This is a genomic window from Hungatella sp. SL.1.14 (assembly GCF_024460495.1).
Taxonomy (GTDB): domain Bacteria; phylum Bacillota; class Clostridia; order Lachnospirales; family Lachnospiraceae; genus Hungatella; species Hungatella hathewayi.
On sequence record NZ_JANFYJ010000005.1, the window covers coordinates 207186 to 226884 of the forward strand.

General features: G+C 47.0%; 4 protein-coding genes. All 4 read right to left on the reverse strand.

The features are described 5' to 3' along the window. Positions 1–65: 65 nt before the first annotated feature. The 4 genes from NE473_RS07725 to NE473_RS07740 all read right to left on the reverse strand — a co-directional run bounded on the left by NE473_RS07725 (position 66) and on the right by NE473_RS07740 (position 19658). Positions 66–1043, reverse strand: coding sequence for a Gfo/Idh/MocA family protein (locus NE473_RS07725; RefSeq protein ID WP_022031558.1), 978 nt, complete (start codon positions 1041–1043; stop codon positions 66–68). A gap of 42 nt (positions 1044–1085) precedes the next feature. Further along, a complete protein-coding gene (locus NE473_RS07730) occupies positions 1086–1847 on the reverse strand; it encodes a class B sortase (RefSeq protein ID WP_055650745.1) in 762 nt (253 codons plus the stop codon). Then, positions 1847–15496 carry a SpaA isopeptide-forming pilin-related protein gene (locus NE473_RS07735; RefSeq protein WP_055650744.1) on the reverse strand — a complete coding sequence of 4550 codons (13650 nt, stop codon included), beginning with the start codon at positions 15494–15496 and terminating at the stop codon, positions 1847–1849. The genes NE473_RS07730 and NE473_RS07735 overlap by 1 nt, the downstream gene beginning before the upstream one ends. Positions 15497–15569: 73 nt before the next feature. Then, positions 15570–19658 (reverse strand): N-acetylmuramoyl-L-alanine amidase family protein, encoded by a 4089-nt coding sequence (locus NE473_RS07740; RefSeq protein WP_055650743.1) that lies wholly within the window; start codon positions 19656–19658, stop codon positions 15570–15572. Positions 19659–19699 lie beyond the last annotated feature (41 nt).

Consider the following 19699-nt stretch of genomic DNA (forward strand, 5'->3'; position numbering starts at 1 on the left):
TTCAACTGTCCTTCTGCTCTGAATTAATCCGCAGGAATCACCTGCATCGAATTCCGCGCTTACCGTTACTCAAACGGATACCGGATTCCCCACTGTTCTCTCAAAGCATCCATGGTCTCCATCATACGAATCGTCACATGATGGGGCATCTCTGGACATTCCAGGCGATTCTCCCGGATAGCCTTCCGGCTGGCTTCTATCTGGTACTCATACCCGGATATCTGCTCCGGTCTCGTATAGGCTTCCTTCAGCCTGCGGTTTTCATCAAACACCCTGATGGATTCAAAATTGTTGATATTCTCTACTTCGATGTACCCTTTTGTCCCGTAGATAATTCCTCTTCTGTCTGACAGCACGTGAATGGAGCTGTTTAATACCGCCATCTTCCCGCCCGGATAGCAGAATGTCATGCTGTTCTGTGAGTCTACACCGGTCTCTGTCTTGATTACAGTCGAAGTGATGGAAGTGATCTCATCCCCAAACACCAGAGACGCAAACGCAATCGTATAAATTCCTACATCGAGCAGCGCACCTCCCGCCAGATTCGGATCAACCAGTCTCTGAATCCCGTCAATCAGATAGCACAGGCTTGCGGTCAGAGTCATTGGTTCCCCAATAATCCCGGAATCCAGTACCTCTCTTAATGTCTTTGCCATCGGCATGTAACGGACCCACATCGCCTCAGTAATAAGCAGCTTTTTCTCCTCCGCCAGAGCGATCATCTCTTTTGCCTGGGCCGCATTCACTGCAAACGCCTTTTCACACAAAACATGTTTTCCATGTTCCAGGCAAAGTACCGCATTCTTATAATGCTCCGAATGAGGGGTTGCGATATACACCAGTTCTATCTCCGGATCCGCGGCAAGCTCCTCATAAGAACCGTACGCATGGTCAATACCGAACCGTTCCGCAAAAGCTTTCGCCTTCTCCAGACTTCTCGACGCCGCACCGTAAAGCTTAACGCCGGACATCCGGTTCATCGTATCAGCCAGAGTAGCCGCTATCGCACCGGTTCCCAATATTCCTATCTTAAGATCCTCCATCCCTTCTCCTCCTGCGCAATTATGATTTTGTCATTCAGTATATCACAACAAAACTGCCTGCACAATCACTCTTTTCCCTTTTCCCATGCATGTGGACAGCGTAATGATGGAATCTGTTATCTCCGGCTGCTTCCCCGTCAAATAGAGGAATTTTCTTTCTATATTATTTAAATATGTCCTTTTTTCCTCCTCACTGTTAAAATAACTCTGATATACTCCCACCTCCTCTTCCCGGATAATATAGCAGGAAAATATCATATACCTCTGCCAGTCTCCCTGACAATAAATCATTATATACCTGTGTTCCCGGAAGTAATCCTCGTTGATATACCGCTTCAAATCTCCAAACATGCTTCCATCTTTCATGTTATGTCCATAAATAATCAGATTTTCGGCTCCCTCCCCGCAAAAAATACTTCCGCATGGATTCTCCTTTCCGCTGAATGTATGGTTTAAATAATAACCAGGAATCGTATTTTTCACCACCGGATAGCTGATATTTGTTCCCGGAATCCAAAGCCAGAATACATAGTCCGGATTCCGGGAAATCATCAGGCGGGTCCATTCATCTTCCTCTTCTTCCTCTTCTTCCTCTTCTCTGTTCCAGTTCCATTCCTCTGTTTGATTGCTCAGGCTGTCTGCGAACGCTTCTAACTGCTCCTGCAGCTGTCTGTATTCCTTCCGTCCCGACGCATAGTCTGCAAACCGGATTACCAGACAGAACACAGACAGCAGAAAACCGGCCAGGAGCAGAATGGTTATATTGAACCGTTTTACTTTGTTCCTCCGTCTTATTCTCCGCATTATTTCCGTGCACCCGCCCGTCTCATCCGGTATAGAAATCCTCCCAGACAGAAGAGCGCAGCTGCCATAATAGCCATAAGCGGATATTCATCGCCTGTCCGCGCACCGGGCTGACGGCTGGCTTCCTCTGCAGCGCTGACTCTGCCTTGGAATCCGGGTTTATAACTGGCCGTTATTCTTCCAATGCGGTGGGTATCATCAGACGGAGTTTCCGGAGGCAGCGGCTGGTCTGCCACCAGAATGATACTGTTCCCGGTAACTCTTCCATGAGAAATGGTAAAGCGATAAGTCTCTTCAGATATGAGATACCCTGACTGCCCGCTTGTCTCACGGTATGTATAGGTTCCATCCGGCGGCATGGCAAATTCTGCTTTACCGTCCCTTCCGGTAACAACGGTAAATGTATTTCTTCCTGGCCCTGTAACCGTAAATTCAAAGCCTTCCAGCCCTTTTCCCGTCGCTGCATCCGTCTTCATCAGATACATGGTATTGCTCTCGGAATCGTGCTGCTTTAAGTCCGTCATGGTAACTTCAATCAGTCGGTTCTTTCGCGGAACCGTAAACGAAATATCGGCTGCCGGAAGATATCCGGGCGGGGCCTGTTTTTCATGAAGATAATACGTCTCCCCGGCTGTCAGTATTCCGGTTACATCCACTGGTTCTCCAGTGGTTTCAAATTCCAATATAACAATTTCCTTTTTTGCTTCCAGAATCTGCAGGATCGCTCCTTTTATGGCATTACCAGACTGATCCTGTTTATGAATCCGCACTCTGGTCACATCGTTTCTCATTTCCACCAGATCCACGCTTCCGTCTTCGCTCACGGTAAAAGGGACCTCCTCCGCATAAGCGTACCCTGATTCAGGAGTTTCTTCACACAGATAATACGTTTTTCCGGCAGTAAGCTTTGCTGTAATTTCATGGGGCTTCTCACCTGAAATCCAGCGTTCCAGGACCTTCCCCCCTTCATCACGGACAGCCATATGGTTTCCCGGAAGTTCCTGGCTCCCGGTAAGAGCTTTTTTTGACAGCACCACATGAGTCGGACGGTCAGCCATCACCACGATTTGCCGGTTTCCGTCCCTGTCCACAGTAAACGGTACATCTTCCGCCAGCGCATAGCCATCGCGCGGTTTCACTTCATGCAGCCAGTATTCACCGCCCGCTGTCAGCTGACCGGTTATGCTCTTAAACTCCTGTGACGTGGTAAAGATCAGTTCTTCCCCTTCTTTAAATCCCGAAAAGTCTCTTACCGCTTTTGCAGGACTTTTATCTTTGTTCAGAATTTGCAGGATAAATCCCGGCTTTTGTTTATCTGCTTCCGACGGACTGGCATTCTCGGAGGAAGACAGTGTAAGCTTCTCCACAACCACTTCTGTTTTTTTGTCCTTCATTCTTATGGTAATTGCTTCCGGTCTTAACGGCACTGAAAAAGCAATGTTTCTGCAGGATCCATAACCAGCCGGAGGCCGTTCTTCCACCAGTTCATACTTCCTTCCTGCCACCAGGACTCCCTCTGCCAGAACCGGCTTTCCTGTTGCCGTATAGCAAAAAACAGCTTCACCGCTTTCCATATCTCTTACACAGTAATATCCCCCGTTCACAGATTCCCCTGTATCGGCATCCACCTTTTCCAAATAAATTCTGGTCTTTCTATCCTGCATGACTATAGTTTCTGCAACGCCTTCCTTATTGACGGCAAACCGTATATCTTCCTCTTTCGCATAACCGTCAGGAGGCATATCTTCATGAAGAATATATTCGTTTCCAGGTATGAGTACGTCCGACGGAATCAGGACCGGCAAGGACTCCTCTTTCGTAAATCGATAGATTTCCGCCTTTGTCACTGCGTCTATCAGCACATAGGAACCTCCCGAAATTTCTTCACCGGTCGTAATATCGATCTTGGAAAAATACAGCCTGACCGGCTTATCTTCCATATCTACATTATCGATTCTTCCAGATTCATTTAACGTAAACCGGTAAATTCCTGTGATCTGCTCCGCTCCATCCGTGTAGTCTGTTGTCTCAGCCAGACAGTAACTGCCGCCTGCTGTCAGTACTTCCCTGACGGACTCATCGTTTCTGTTATTTACATATACGGCGCCCTGTGCCTCTTTTGATATCAGCCCGGAGCTTTCCCTGCTGACCGGCTCATAGTCTCTGTTTACCTCCTGTATTATTTCATACTTTGTACCATAGGGCAGACCGGAGAAAATCATGTACTCCTCCCCCTTTAGAGAAATCTGCCCCTCCCCTTTTATCCGGCCTTCTTTAGAACCCGTATAATTCTGATAACCGGACAGCAGCCTCCCTGATGAATCCAGAAAGCGAATCCGGTACGCAAACACATCATCCGGGTTCTTTCCCAGTCCTGATATATGATTTCTGATTGTCAGACTGCCTTTGGGAGCAATTGGATTTTCCAGGATCGATTCCATAAGATTCGTCTGGGTTCCGGCGGTAAACACTGATCTTATAAATTCTCCCGTCTGGCCGCTTACCAGGGTAACAAGTTCTATCTGACCAACAGAATAAGGGGCTGCATCACGGATCTGCCAGGTCAGTGTTCCTTCCTTTTTTTCCGGTTCCAGGGACGCTCTCATAAATTCCAGTCCTTTCTCCAATTCAGCAGTTACAGTGAGATCCGTGCTTTCCGCATTGGAATTTTTATATGTTATCACATACTTTACCACATCACCGTTTTTTACCGGCATATAACCGTTTCCTGCTGTTCCGGCAATTTCTGCAACCGAACTCTCCTTCTTAACAGGATTATTTATTTTATGCTCGACACTGCCCATCTCCACTGTCCAGGAATCAAGTTCTGTCCTATCCTGTTTTTCCAATCGGAGTCTCGTTTTTAAATATGTCCTCGAAGGTAAAAGGAAAGATCCATTTTCATCAAACCAGATTCTCCTTGTCTCTTTTTTGCTCATCTCAGTATTGCCATCTGAATAACGGGTATACTCAGTTATTTCATACAAATGCCCTTCCTCGATTCCATCCTCAGCCGTCAGGGTGACGTCTGTACTGCTGATGATATCGGGCAGTACCTTTCCGGTATCCAGATCTTTTAAAACCGTATAGGTCTTATCTGCCGCACGTCCGAAAACCAGAAGTGAATCAATAGCTCCGCCAGAAGAAGCGCACTCCAGTACACTGAAATTGTTTTTTATCTTACTGATCCCGGTTCCAGCCCGATTTACTGTAAAGATAACCGGAGGTGACAGATGGGCGCCTGCCGGCGCTTCCAGTTCCTCCATAATATAGACATGCCCCGCTGACAGTTTCTTTTTAATCGTAAAGCCCTGAGGTCCGGATATGTTAACTTCTATGGCTTCGCCGCTTTTTACATATTTCCCGTCTATAGCCACGGCATGATAGACAGCGATCTTAGCCCCCTCCAATGCCATACCGGTTTCGAAATCTGTTTTTTTAAATCGTATTTGAGTCGGTTTATTCTCAACTACACATGTATATGTAACAACCTGGCTCTCTGCTTTCCCATCGAAAGTAAAAAACTTTTTGCCACCGGAAAGCTGGTAATAATCAGGCGGAGATACTTCCTCGATAGTGTACGTATAGGGATCAATCGTTCCATCAGCCCGAACTTTTCCTACCGCCAGATTCTGAAGTTTCGCACGGCCATCACGGCCGGTTGTTATGTACCATTCCTCCTTCGTATCTCTGTTTGTAATTAGAAATCTGGCATTCTCCAGCATTTCCCCCGTATCATCCGCTTTTTTAACCAGTTCCAGACGTCCTTTCAACGGCAGATTCACCATACGGATTATCGCGGCTGTATCTCTTCCAATCTCTACCTTCATTGGTTCCCGTTTTACCATATATGCGGGAACCTCCTCTTCCACAATATAATACGGGCCGTCTGGTATTCTGCTGATCCGGTGGGGTTTTAAATCGCCCACGCCAAAACCTTCCGGGATCCTGTCCTGGTACCGGTCTTCTTCTGTAAATCTGCCGTCAGCGCCTGAAATCCAGCGTTCAATAAGATTATTCTCATCACCGTTAAAGTTTCCATCCGTATCCGGCCGATAGAGAGCCATCTTAACGCCTTCAGCCGCGTATTCCTTATCCCCGTCAGAAATTAATTTCAGTATGGAGACAGACTTTTCTGTATTTTCCAGACTGAATCTCTGTACACTCCCGTTCTCCTCAATCACAAGGACTTTGGGCTTTGCAGGTTCATAGCCTTCCGGAACCTCGTTCTCAACCAGGACATAATTTCCTACTCTTCTTCCATCTTTTATCCCTGTAAACGGCAGATAATCAATTCTGTGCATCCCTTCCAGGGTATCATAGCTTTTTATCCCATCCGCCAGCTCCCGGTAATTAAACTGATACTCAAAGTTCAGCGGAAGCTGTCCATCTTCTTCCAGGGAACCATTCCGCGCATTTCGGTAAATGGTAATTCTGATTATCTTATCGTCATCTGTTCTCCACAATTGTACCGTGCTGCCCGTCACACCGGTCTTTCCAGAAGAAATTCGCTCTGCCGATCTCTCTCCTGCTTTTGTATGCCATGTCAGCCATACAAATTCATCGCCCTGCTTCCGATATGTATTCTCGAAATCCAAAATAAAACCGGATTGATTTACAGCCAATCCCAAAAAGGCTTTGATACGGTCCGTCAGTTTTCGGCTTAACTCGTAATTCTCTGTGTACGCTTTTAGATCATCTGTTTTCCATTCATCGATCAGCCGGTCTTTTGCAAACTGCGGCTCTCCCCCGTTCATCTGTATGTTTCCCTGTTCATCAGTCACAGCATTGTAGAGCGCCAGGCCTGCAGCATGCTCCCCCGGCAGCGGCACCATACTCCCATACTCGTCCTTACAGTATTTAAAAACTTCCAGCTTAGTATGATCGTTTTTCATATGAAACGTCTGTACTTCGCCTGTCTTCTTAACCTCTATATTCATGGAGTTACGGACATAGCCGCCTGCAGCTTCTATTTCTTCCAGGATATAATCACCTGCCGGAATCCCTTCAAAGTATTTTGGTTTTCCATCCGTAATCCACTCGGCCGTCACAACTACCGGAGTATTATCTTCCGGATTTTCCACCGTCCACGATGCAGGGGTATTTTCTGTTTTCTCCAGGTAATAGCCGTCCGGATAAGCTTCTGTATCAGTCGTATAGTTCCTCCTGGCCTTATAAAGAACCAGATGAGCTCCCGATATCTGACCGTAGCTGTAGGCTCCCTTAGGCTCTGTCGTCTTTAATATCTCCTGATAATCACTGACGATATCTATTCGATACTGATCTGCAGCATCTGTCTTTACAATTTCTACCTTTATTTTTTCATCTTCCAGTTCGGCATTCTGGACCTGTCTTGTTTCTCTGACCGTAAGACCGGAGGGGAATCCCTTAACATATCCGGCCGGCGCTTCCGCCTCCTCCATAATGTAGGTCCCCGGAATAACGCGTTTCAGCATATCCGCCTGCCCTGTCCCAGAGGCATAGTGAAAGGGATCATTAGGATACCGGTCGCCTGTCGTCCACGCATTTTCCATAATCCATGCCTCGCCCTGACGATGGTACAATTTTTTATCGTCCGCAGGATCTTCCTCTTCTCCGATATCTCGCAGTTCCCCACAGTTATTAATTTTATAGGCATTCCGGTTAAACGCAGGCAGAAGATCATTGTAGCGATATCTTACGTAATCATGATCAATATCATAAACAGGTTCTCCTTTTTTATATACCTGGTCAGATCTCTGATAATATTCGGGAAGTCCATGACTGCCCACGATCGGATTCAAAGACTTATTAAACACCGTTCCATCGAAGCTTCCAATCGTATATTCCCCTTCGGTATCCGCATTTATTGATGCAATCCGGTATGTTTTTATTTTTTCCTGCGCTATCACAGCGCCATTTGCCGACTTTGACACATTGACCGGCCAGACCAGAATCCTCTCGTACTGCTTCCCCTTTCGGTCCGTTCCCAGTTCTGTAGTGTATGCCATTCCCGTTGTTGGATGGACTTTTGCATCTCGGTTCCCGTCAGAATCTACATGGTAAAGTTCGGTTCCTGACTGCAGCGTAAAACATTTGTCCAGAGCTGAGTATTCTGCATCCATCAGATCACCGCCGGTAAGTTCAAAGACGGGACGGCCATTTTTTAATGCATATATGGATTCCTGGTTTCGTACCTGAATGCGTTTTCCATCGCGGTCATAACCGTATATGCGCCCGTCACTTCCCCGTTCCGTGACTTTCAAGCCTCCCAAAGAATAATAAAGAATATCCGTGTCCTTCCGTTCTATGGTCCGGTACGTCCAGGTACCGGATCCCGTTCCCCCTTTCAGACTTCCTTCTATATCATCTGAATTTACAAATTCTACAGTATTACCTGCATATCCTTCCAAAACCTTTATGCTCTTCACATTATTATTGCGGTCCCGGTCCACCTCTACGCCGTCAAAACCGTAATCACCGCTGTCGCCATTAGATTGGATCTCGATGCCGTCATACAGGATCATCTTTGCCCCTGAAACATAATGGTTCTTATCACCTGCGGTATCCAGCGGCCGTGTTATCCGGCCGTACCCTGCAAACACACCATCCTCGCAGACAAGAACGACCTCATCTCCCGCCTGCTTCCGGCTTTCTAAGTATTCCGCAGTTCCCTTATACCAGGCATAGTTTAAATAGGTTCCTCCTTTATACGCAAACTCAAGATTGTCCTTACCATATTTTGCTGTCAGCTCTGTTTCGCTGCCCTCGACCCGTGTTCGGGTGCAGTAAGTAACAGTCCGGCCTTTCTCTTTTATCTTGGATACTTCGAGACGTATCGGCGTATTTCCCACATAAATTCGCCCAGTATCCGCTGCCCCCTCGGGTCCCTGTCCGATCCCGTCCTCATAGACGGCCGCGGTTACCCGGCTGTCCCGGCTTCCATTCAGATAATAAGAAATCTTATCGGAATAGATTTCTATGGCGATTGGTTTCGTCCTGGCATATCCGGAAGGCGGCCTCATCTCACATAAAACATAGGTACCTGCTCCCAATGGCTGCGGAGTCATAAGATAACCGGTATTCTGATCCTGCCAGGATAACTCTGCCGGATTCTCCTCCTCCGCCTGAACACCGTCCCGTGTTGTCGTATACGCCTCAAATTCCCCTGTTCTGCGGCCTTTGGCATCCACCATGACAATCTGCTCGCGCTCACTGCATATGGGAGTTCCAGCCGCCACAATTCCTGTCCACAGACCGCCCGGTTCTGGAAGCCCCCTGGCAGCTCTTGTAATCTCAGATGCTCCCATAGCCTCTAAAAATTCTCTGGATCCTTTTATTTGAGTATCCGTCTCATAGAACCTGGCAAGGCCATCTGTATTTTCGCCATCTTCACGGTCTGCGGCATATATCGTAAAAACAGCCCCGTCGTGAAGAATATTTTCACCGGTCTCCGAATCCAGCTTTTCTATACGCAGACGACTCCTGTAAAAGGTATTCCTGAATTTTCGGTATCCATATCCCATGCCGTCAGAGGATCCATCCGGATTCTGTATGGTATCGTGCTCTTCATTTACCGGTTCCGTCACTGACCACGGCACAAGCATGGAAGCATATTTTCCATCATAGGCTGTCTGCATTCCATCCATGGAAGACAACGTCTGTCTATGCTCTGAAACAGAGCCGTAGCGGTAGATTCGCTCTATGGCGTCACTTTCGTATTCCTTTCCACCAGGTGCAGTAATCCCATGATTGACATCATCAGCCAGATAGTGACTCTCCGGATTTCCTCCTTCCTCTTCCGGGCAGACGATCGTATTATAATAATCTTTCATCGGATCGTATTCACTCTGAGTAATCTCAAAGTGCGGGGTGCCGCTGGGATCTCCCAAAGCGTTTCCAGCCAGTTTAGCGAGATCGAGACCATACTTATAAATCTCGTAATCTCCCAAATATCCATGTGCCTTAATAACATGCTCTCTTACGCTTTCATCTGCCTTTCCCGCCCATTCTTCGTTAAAGCGAATAAAATATTTTGCTGCCAGGTCTGCTGCCGGCAGATTCGCATTATAATGATAATATCGGCTCAACCGTTCCGGCGTTTCGCTGGCCCCTGCCTTCCCGTCTTCGTATACAGCCGGTAATTCAATTTCCTTTGGCACATCAACTGCATAATGTTTATTGGGAAAATCCTCCAGTTCTTTGTCCATTGGCTGCTGTTCCACTGCCACATACGTACCATAGGGAAGATATTCCGAGATAGCATAACAGTATCCTGCTGCTGCCTCCTTATCCGCACTCAAAGTCGTCCTGTCTTTATCCTTGCCGCCGTCTGATTCACTGTCCCACTCAATAGCATAAATCTCATCCAGGTCATAGCGGAAAAATGGTTTTAAATAGTTTTCTGCCTTGATCAATGCGGCATTTAATGCGGTATCATACACTTCGTCCTGATAGTTTTCACTGCCTGCTGCAATTTCTGTTTCACCCGTGCCGTTCTCTTTCACCAGTTTTTCTACTTCTCTGTCCAGATACCAGGAGATCGCAAACTGTCTTACCGCGTCTGACCAGTTTCTATTTTCTTTTGCTGTCTCCGATGTATTTGCTTCATTTTGAATTTCCGTATTATTATGCTGTGCAGGATAAATACGCTCCGATCCGGCAGTTCCAAAGAGCAGCTGTCTGATAAATGCCAGAGGCTTAAAAGAAGTATATTCCGGTTTTGCTTTGTCCCATTTATCCTGATTTGCAACCCCAACTGCGTCAAAGAACTTCTGATAATTATATCTGCTGATCTCCTTATCATCTCCATCTGCATCCACTTCATGAGACAGAATAGTTTCCAGAACTGCCGTATACCCGGTCTCCGGATATTCATTGATCCGTCCATCCGTAAAACTGTAAAGCTCCTGATTGGCGATTACATCTCTATTGGTTCTTCTGGAACGAAAATCGGTCCTGTGCAGAACTTTCGTATAGATCTTTTGCACCAGATTCGGATATGCTGCCCGATACGCTGCAATATCGACGGTATTTCCATTTCTGTCAAGCCATTCAACCTCTCCATCTTCCGTTCGGTATAATTGTTCCAGATTGGACCTTAAATAAATCTTGAAACGGAAATTAGGCCGGTACGACGCGGTATCCTCTATTCCACCCCCATTTTGCGTAAAATAATCTTCATGACCGGAATCAGCAAATGTATTGTCCCCATACTTACCATCCTCTTCGACAAGGATGTCTTTTACAATCTTAATCTTCTGCATAACAGGACGTTCCATCACATTTGCAGGTTCTCTTCTCATATTTCCATCCTGCCACGGCTGATCATACGACGGCGGTGTAAGTGTTATATTCTGAATATAGGAATCTGCCTCCCGCTGAACTGGCCGGCTGACAAAGTAACTCTGATTGATATACGCCTGTTTAATTGAATATTTCCCACTCCCGTTATCAGATACTTTAAGCCTGACAGTATCCGTATCTTTAAATGCTTCTGCTGGAAGTGTAACTTCATACATCTTATGATCAGCATCATACACGGTTGTCAGCCTGATATTCTTTTCGACCGTCTTAAACCCATCCTGTTCCACATAGTCAATAACTGTTTCTTCCGCATATTTTAAATCTCCCGCATCATCAATCTGCTGCTCGCCAGCTGCATAGATCCAGTATGATGGTGTCCGAACCGTCACTGCTGAAAAGGAATCCGGGAGTTGGGCCGGATATGATACCTTCAGCCCTTCTATTTTCTGTTGTTTTAATGTCGCTCTCTCCAGAAAACCATTTTTCATACGCCAGGACAGCACTGCCGGATTGGATTCCGGGTCTTCGTATGCGATGTAGACAAAATATCCGTTCCCGCTGTCTTTTTTCAAATAGAGACGGTTTTTATCCGGTATATAAACTGCATCATCCCGGCTGTCCTCGTAAAGCTTCCATTCATACCGTATAATCGCATAAAGATCTCTCCCTGACTGCTCCATATCTGAAATACGCAGACTATTAAAATACTGCAGATCATACGCTTTCATACCAGCTGCAATGGAAAGAATCCATTCCGTATCCGTAGTTCCGTTTAATTTCACACGCACCCACGGCGCATCACTCCCCGGTTCCATATATCCGAGGCCTCCCAGTTCCCTGTTATAGAGATTCTGAAATGCCTCCGCTTCCCCTTCTGAATGGAGTTCTGTTACTGCCGGTATACCCATAGTATGGTAATTCATGGGCTTAACGCCGATTGTCTGTTCTTTTTCATCTGACACGGCATTGACACTATAGCTCTGTCCCCCGGGAAAGAATACCGCCTCCCCCTGTGTTGCCGCCACTTTCTCTCCTGCCCGATAGACAAAAGTACCTGCTGCCGCCATAACCGGTTTTATCACTGTTCGATAAACAGGTACCGTAATCTTTTCCGGAACCTTTTGGCTGGCTGACAGTTCAAACACCGCTCCTTCCGGAAACTGAATACCCTGCAGTGTCAGATCGTGATCCGCCTGATGAGCGGTTATATCAAAATAGTTTCCGTTTCCCACCGTATCGAGAGTAATTTTACCAATAGCGACATCCGCCGTGTGATACTCCCCTTCATAGTTATCTCTGCCGTTTGTGATGACATTGGTTCTGCCATTGACAGAGAGCTCATATCCTTCTGATCTGGCCAGTTCTTTTACATAATAGTCCGTTCCATGTTCTTCTACAATTAAGGGCCGCCCAATCCAACCGTTTCCATTGTTTTTATCATTATCCGATACCGGATATACTGCATGGCTCCCTTTCAATCCTTCAATACCCGACTGGTTGGAAGAGTATTTCCAGTATCCGGCCTCACCGCCGGCCAGGGAATCCTTCAGATGAACGGGATTTCCTTCAGAATCAAAGCCAATATAGTTTTCAATGTCCATGACTGTATCTGCATCCGTTCTGTTCCGATAAAGATTCTCAGGTCCAGAAAAGCCTCCCGGTCTTTTTTCAATCTTTCCGGTCTTATAATTCCATGTCATTCCAGGTGCTTCCGTAAAAGCCATAAATGAGGCATCGCCATTTCGGTCTGTAGACGCTACGGCAACTAAATCATCCTTTTGGTAAACAGTGCCGGTGCAGCCGTCCGGATGATTTATATCCTGAAGGGCAAATAAGCCATATACTGCCCCCTCCATGGTACCATCCCCCATAGAATCTCCGTATGCATGATAAGTATTGTTTTCGCCTGCCTGTAAATACAGGTCACGTTTGTTGATATGTATTTCACCTTCCGTTCGATGATTGTATACAATAAACGTATGATCTGTAATGGCTTGGTTTCCCGGTACTACCGGGTCCGCCTCGGATGGTTCAAAGTATCCGCTTTCCACGGACTCACTCTTATTATTAAGCAGAGACTTATCACTCTTATTTCGCTCGACCAGACTCCGGGGCAGCTCAAACAATGCCTTCAGCCTGGCCAGGAGACCGTTCTTTTTCTTTGCGTTGGAGTCGGTTGCATGAGAGACAGGTGCATTGGAGGCTGATGCATTGGAGATAGTAGCTTTGGAAGCTATTGTATTGGAAGCTGTGGCCTCCGAAGGGACAGCCGTATTGCCAGCCCTGTCTTCGTCCATATAATCCCTGTTTTTCCCGGCTGCCCGCTTATTTAGATAATATTTTTCTGTTTTCCCTGCCTTGAATTCCGGACGGTCTTTGTACTCGGAAGACGTGACAGTTTTTACCTCTATCGGAATATCGTCTGTATGACTTCCATGATTTGTATAACCCGGGCGCGGAGTCAGTTCTACTGCTGAGTAATCGTATTTCAGTGATATAAACTGACCGTAGAGCTTATCCCGGTCTGCCTCCAGCTGTTCTTTTGCTTCTCCTGCATCAATGGAATGAAAAAAGCCTCCCTGTTCTGCAAGACGCTCGCAGTAGTCCATCTCCTCCTGCCACGCTTCCTTCGCAGCTGTTTCATTCTCAGTATCAATCTCCGGATCTCCGCTTTCTTCGATTTCCGGTTCCGGATGGCCGCCGCAATAACCTTTTGTGTAGGTATAGGTCTTAGTATCGGTATGTGCTCTCCGTTCTGATGCGTTTTCCTCATTATCCCCCAGCATAAGGACACCATCTTCATTTGTCACATTAATATCCCAGGTACAGGGATCATTTGCTGCATCTCCTTCAGGATTACCCTCCCCATAATCCCAGCCTTCCCATCTTAAGAACTGGCTTCCACTCCTGTTTGCCCAGTTATCGAAGTCTTCCAGTTCTGTATCATTCAGCTGCGTATCATCAAAGGCTTCCAGAATATCCCACTTAGAACCGGCAAGAGGTTGTCCTGTCTCAGAATCATATTTCTGCAGCTGGATATTATAGTGGGCGTCCCAGGTTTCCGTATGTTCATAGCGGTGAACCTCCATATTCCATTCTGCACCCGGGTTCAAAGGAATCCGGCCTCCTACAAGAATCTCCAGCGGTTCAGATACTGCCGAAAAATATATCTGAGTATTTCCCCAGCCAAACTCTCCATTCCTTTCTCTTTTCGCACAACCGCGAAAGCCGGCCAGACCGCCCACGCCGAAACCGCAATTATAAAAACGATCTTCCTCCGAATTTTCCTGAAGCTTTAACGTGGCAATTGCATTGCCGTCTGATCCGCCATCCGCCGACTTAAAATCAATGGAACTTCCATCATTGGTATATTCCCAGCCTGAAGCAAGATTTTCCGCCGTCATACGCCGGTATACTTCTTTTTCATAATCCGAAAGATCTCCATAGGTGAATGTTATATGATACATACCATCCTCACCCAGCACAGGCGCCGAGACAGGCAGTGAGCTTCCCATATCGACCGTATAGTCAAATGTCGACAGAAACTTTGCAGCTTTCCAGCAATGAAAGAAATACTTCTGTGCCGGGCCTCCGTCTTTGAATGCATCATAAATGGCTGTGCTCCCATACGGATCCGGATTCAGCTTCGAGTTCAGCATTGTTCTTACAAAGTACTGTACAAAGTCCCAGTCTCCCTCCGGCGACTCTCCTTTAAACATGCCCTGATCCACATATTTATCATTACTCCAGATTGACGCCCAGAGAAGGTAATAATACATGGACATCCGATCAGAGTCCCTTAAGTCCTCCATGGCCGGAGTTTCATAGGCAGCACTAATCATAGCGATCAGAAGAAGGGCAAACTTTTTTGTCTTCATATCCATGGGGGCATTCTTTAAAAAATCCGGATAATCTCCCAGGCTGTTGGTGGGATAATACATCTTCTGGAAGGCAATCTGCGCCCCCACAGGCGCAAAAAATCCGGTATTATGACTGTCCGCACAGGCAAAGTAACGGTGATGAAATTTAGAAAAATCAAGTTCTGCCGAGGTTCCGGGAATTGTGATTGTCTTAGCCTTTTCCGCCTGAAACCAGAACTTGCTTGTATAGCCTCCCATCAAGGCCGTTTCCTGCTGTGATAATCCTGTAGGAACAAGTCCCACAGAAGGGTTTCGTGCCGCCTCTTCTCCTTCTGCCGTCCAGGTCCAGTTCTTTATTGCCATTGCATCTGCAGTAACAGCATCCGGCCAGTAGTAAGTATGAACTGCAGAAACCGGTGTAACCACGGTCGCTGCCAGAATCATACCGGCCAGAAAAATCGAAGCCAGCCTTTTTGCCGTTTCCTTCCACATTCCTTTTCTCATAGTTCCTCCTTTGGGTAAAATGAACGGGCCCCTGATTCCGGGCTTGATCTCATACCGGCAAAAGATTTGTACGTTATGGTATCCACTGCCCTTTTTCATTCACGAGGAAACTTCCGTCAATAACCGTATTGGTTAAAAGCTTTCCCATTACTTCCTTTGAAGATGAATTGAAATAATACCAGCTCCCATCAATCTGCTGCCACCCCGTAAGCATCTGCCCCTGTGTCCCGTCTATTGCCGGATTCAGATAATAAAGATTTCCATTCTGATCCGTAAACCAGCCCGTAACCATAAATCCTTCCTCATCAAATCGAAACCAGGCTGCCTCCGGCTGGTTCCCGGCTGCATATGGATTGTTAATATAGGCCCATTCATTTGCATATGTCCTGTCAGATGCAAAGATCCATTTTCCATTTGCAGTCTGAGTCCAGGTACCGGTGACTGCACCATTCGCGCCCGCTTGCCCGGTTGTTTTTCCGGAAGGCGTCACACCGGTAGTGGTGCCCATTCCCCCGGTACCGCCGCCTCCTGATCCCCCAGACGGGTAGGTACGATCAATCACCTTGAGATTTAATTCAATCAATACGGAATCCTTCATTTTTCCGTCGGCCGTTGACGCATTAACCAATACCGTTTTCGTACCGCTGTATGCCCCGGATCTTAACAGATCTCTAATCCACAGAGCCTTCTGTTCATTATTTTCGTCCAGCAATACCGGAGCTACTGTCCCGTTCCGTGTAACTGTCACCAGATCCGGATCCTCAGAGGACCACACAATTTGGCTTACATCAGGATGACTGGAATAGATGACCGCACTCAGCTCCCTGGCTTCCTGTCCGCTGAAGGTCAATACCGGAGCCGAACGTCTTCCTGTCAGTGTAAGGGTGATAGGAAATACCTCCTTTTCCTGGTCCGCCTCGATACAGTTCGCCTGGAAATTCAGTGTTACCCTGCATCTGTCTGTCCGCAGTCCGTCATTTGCCGCAGCTGTAATATCCACCGTTTTTACAGCCTGATACGGCTGCCTCGACAATGCTTCCAAAATCCACGGCGCTCCGTCATTTACCGTAAGTGTTCCATCTGCGTCTACCGACAACGCCTCTGAATCAGATGAGCTCCACACTATGCTTCGGTCAAATGGTCTGTGACTTTCGCTGTCTTCAATATCAGGGCTGACTGCGGCAGTCAGCGTTCTCCGCTCAAACCCGCCTTTTCCCACAGTTTCTGAATGAATATCTCCGGCCTTATCATAGGTTAGACGGTATTCCATGGCCGTTTGATTTAATTTAACCGCATCAGGAACAATCCTGGTTTTGTCTTCTGTCACAAAACGGACCGTAACCATGCATTCCGCCGTTGCCCGGTTCCCGAGCTTATCCGTCCCTTCTACTGAAACGCGGACACTCCGTTCCCCATTTCCAGTAAGCAGCGTATAGTTGTCATTCTCCTTTTTTCCATTATCTGCCGCTATGATATCCCTGATCCATTTTGCATCCTTATAGGCAGATACCGAAACTTCTTTATAAGATGCCTCTTCTTCATTTATCCTGATTACGGCCGGATCACTGGCCTTCCACGATACTTCGTCCCTCGAAAAATAATCCGGTTCGAATTCAGCAGTTAACGATTGCGGAGCCGTTACCAGAATACTCTCTTCCGGTTCTATCCGGTTCCCTGTCAACCGTCTCGTAACCGTATATTCCAGTGTCTGTTTATCCAGCACTGCCCCCTCTGCAGCGACGAGTGTATTGTCGAGAATCTGGAATGTTACATTAATCCGGCAGTTAGCAGTACAGGGCTTCCCTTCGAACGAGGCCGACGGCCTCGTTTCTGCAGTCAGAATTGCAACAGCCCCATTCTGGTGACCAGCCCCATAAATCGTATTAGGTATTCTGTACCGGTAATTCTCCTCCTGCTGCTTTCGCTCCTGCTCACGGATGATTTCATTAAAAAATCCGGCATTTAAATTTACCGTAATACTGGCCGATTTTGCAGTATATCCATCTGAGTCTTCATCATCGTTTTTTGCCAGTCTGATTAAATCCGCATCGTCTATACTCCATCTCACCCGTTCATCACTCACATCATTATTTGCATCAATAACCGCCTGTATCGTGACCGGCTGCACTTCGGTTCCCTGTTCCAGTAGTCCGTTGATGTACCGGGCAATCAGCTTTCCTGCTTTATTTCGGATTTCTGTCGTCTTTACGGGATTCTTCCGATTACCGGTCCTGGTCTGTGTCACAGTAAAATGACAGACATCCGGCTGTACATCGACTGCTGCCGCTACTTTTTTATAGACTGCGTCTACCACGATATCTTCTTCCGGCATACGAAAGGTATAACAGTGACTGTCAGCAGAATACGCGATGTTTTTTTTGATTCCGTCTCCATCTATGTAATATGGAGTTCCGTTCATTTGAAATTTCTCTGTTTCTGTATTGTTTGGTGATGTATTCACATAGACAACCGATCCGGCCGCGACAGCTCCCCGGTGATTCTTATTAAGAACACCGGAATACTGGGATACTCCCCTTGCTTCCAGCACTGCCACATCGTAAAAATTCCGGCCATTTGCTGTCGTGTCAATCTGATTTACATTAATTAAGTATCCCCGTACGGGACGTCCTGTCGAATCAGGAGCAAAATGATCGATAGTATAACGGTTATCATCTGTCTCAGCCATTACCGACAAAATACCGTCTTCCAGTTCCTCATAGAAATACCGGTCAGTTATATTTTTGCTGGTTCCTCCCTGAACCAGCGTGTAATGCAAATCACCGCTGTGCCAGTATCCGATATGGGCTGCATAGGTATAGTCATTATCATCCGCGATCTCTGATCCACATACATTGGCGCTGATCTTACTCTCACGATCGGTGAACAGATACGCCACATCGTCAATATAGTTAAAGTTTGTGGCTGCCCCCTGCCTTGTTCCGATAAACGCCCCTTCTCTTGCCATAGCTCCCAGCTGCGAATTCCCGATGGTGCCTTCAAACCGTGCTACTTTTAACTTTCCTGATACATACTTTCCTGTCACTCCGCCAATTGCAGTGGAATGATAACCTCCGATCGTTCCATTCACGTGGACATTGTAGATATCTGCAGAATTCTGCAGCCCGGCTATTCCCCCTGTATATCCGGTTCCCTGGATTCGTGCCGTATTACCTGTGCCGGTTGCAACAGTACAGTCTGCGATGAGGGAATTGGATGCGATACCCGCTATTCCTCCAATATAAATAACCTCCTTACCGGCACGGGCATCAATAAGAACGTTATCGCACACGGCGTTCTCAATTATGGTTCCGCTTATCTCTCCTGCTATTCCTCCGACAATTCCGGAAGTGTTCAGCGCTGCATTTTTGACTGTCACATTCCGGATTTCTGAATCAACTGCATAGCCGGCTACCGTTCCTATTCTGTCATTTCCTTTTATCTCCGTATCCGGGATCATACAGAAATCGTGAATCTTTGAATTAGCGATCGCACCAAACAAACCAATGTGATCGTAATTCCCCAGTTTATTTAGCCGCAGGTTCCTGATCGTATATCCATTCCCGTCAAAATCCCCCTGAAACGCATACTCCACCTCACCCGGCATCTCTGAAGAGTCCCGGTAAAAACCGATGGGAATCCAGTCCACCCCCTGCATGTCAATATTTCCGCCAAGGGCAAAGAAACATCCCGTATAATCCCCCGCATAGTCTGCACCTTCCGCATCCGGAACTGTCATCCCCATCGCTGTCAGTTCCGAAAGCCCCATAAGCTGTTCCCGGTTCTTAATCAAAAATGGCCGGCTCTCAGAACCATCCCCCTGAGTTCCATTCAGAAATTCAAAACTTGTCTTTCCACTCCATGAATCCCAGATATTCCCCAGTGAGTTTATCGCTCTCACCGCATTGGAAAGCGAAGCCTTTGTCTCCTGACGCGATGCATCGGAGGCTGTCGCAGTCTGTGATTCGCCATTCTCCTCCGCTTCCCCAAACGCTTCCAACGCACTGGAACTCGCAGCCTGCTTCCTGCCGCCTTCCAGATCCAGCGCCGAAACCGGATAGGAACAGAAGGCCGGGAATACCAAAATACCGCATAAGTGACAGGCCAGCAGTTTTTTCCACCATCTTCTCCTGCCCTGTGCTATCATGTCTTTCCTCTCTTTCATCGTCTTCTTCCTCCCTTTTCTCAGTATTTATCTTTGCTGCT

Bases quoted from the DNA above. Each gene is read 5' to 3' on its own strand.
- NE473_RS07740 (WP_055650743.1), bottom strand. From the start codon at position 19,658: ATGAAAGAGAGGAAAGACATGATAGCACAGGGCAGGAGAAGATGGTGG.
- NE473_RS07735 (WP_055650744.1), bottom strand. From the start codon at position 15,496: ATGAGAAAAGGAATGTGGAAGGAAACGGCAAAAAGGCTGGCTTCGATT.
- NE473_RS07730 (WP_055650745.1), bottom strand. From the start codon at position 1,847: ATGCGGAGAATAAGACGGAGGAACAAAGTAAAACGGTTCAATATAACC.
- NE473_RS07725 (WP_022031558.1), bottom strand. From the start codon at position 1,043: ATGGAGGATCTTAAGATAGGAATATTGGGAACCGGTGCGATAGCGGCT.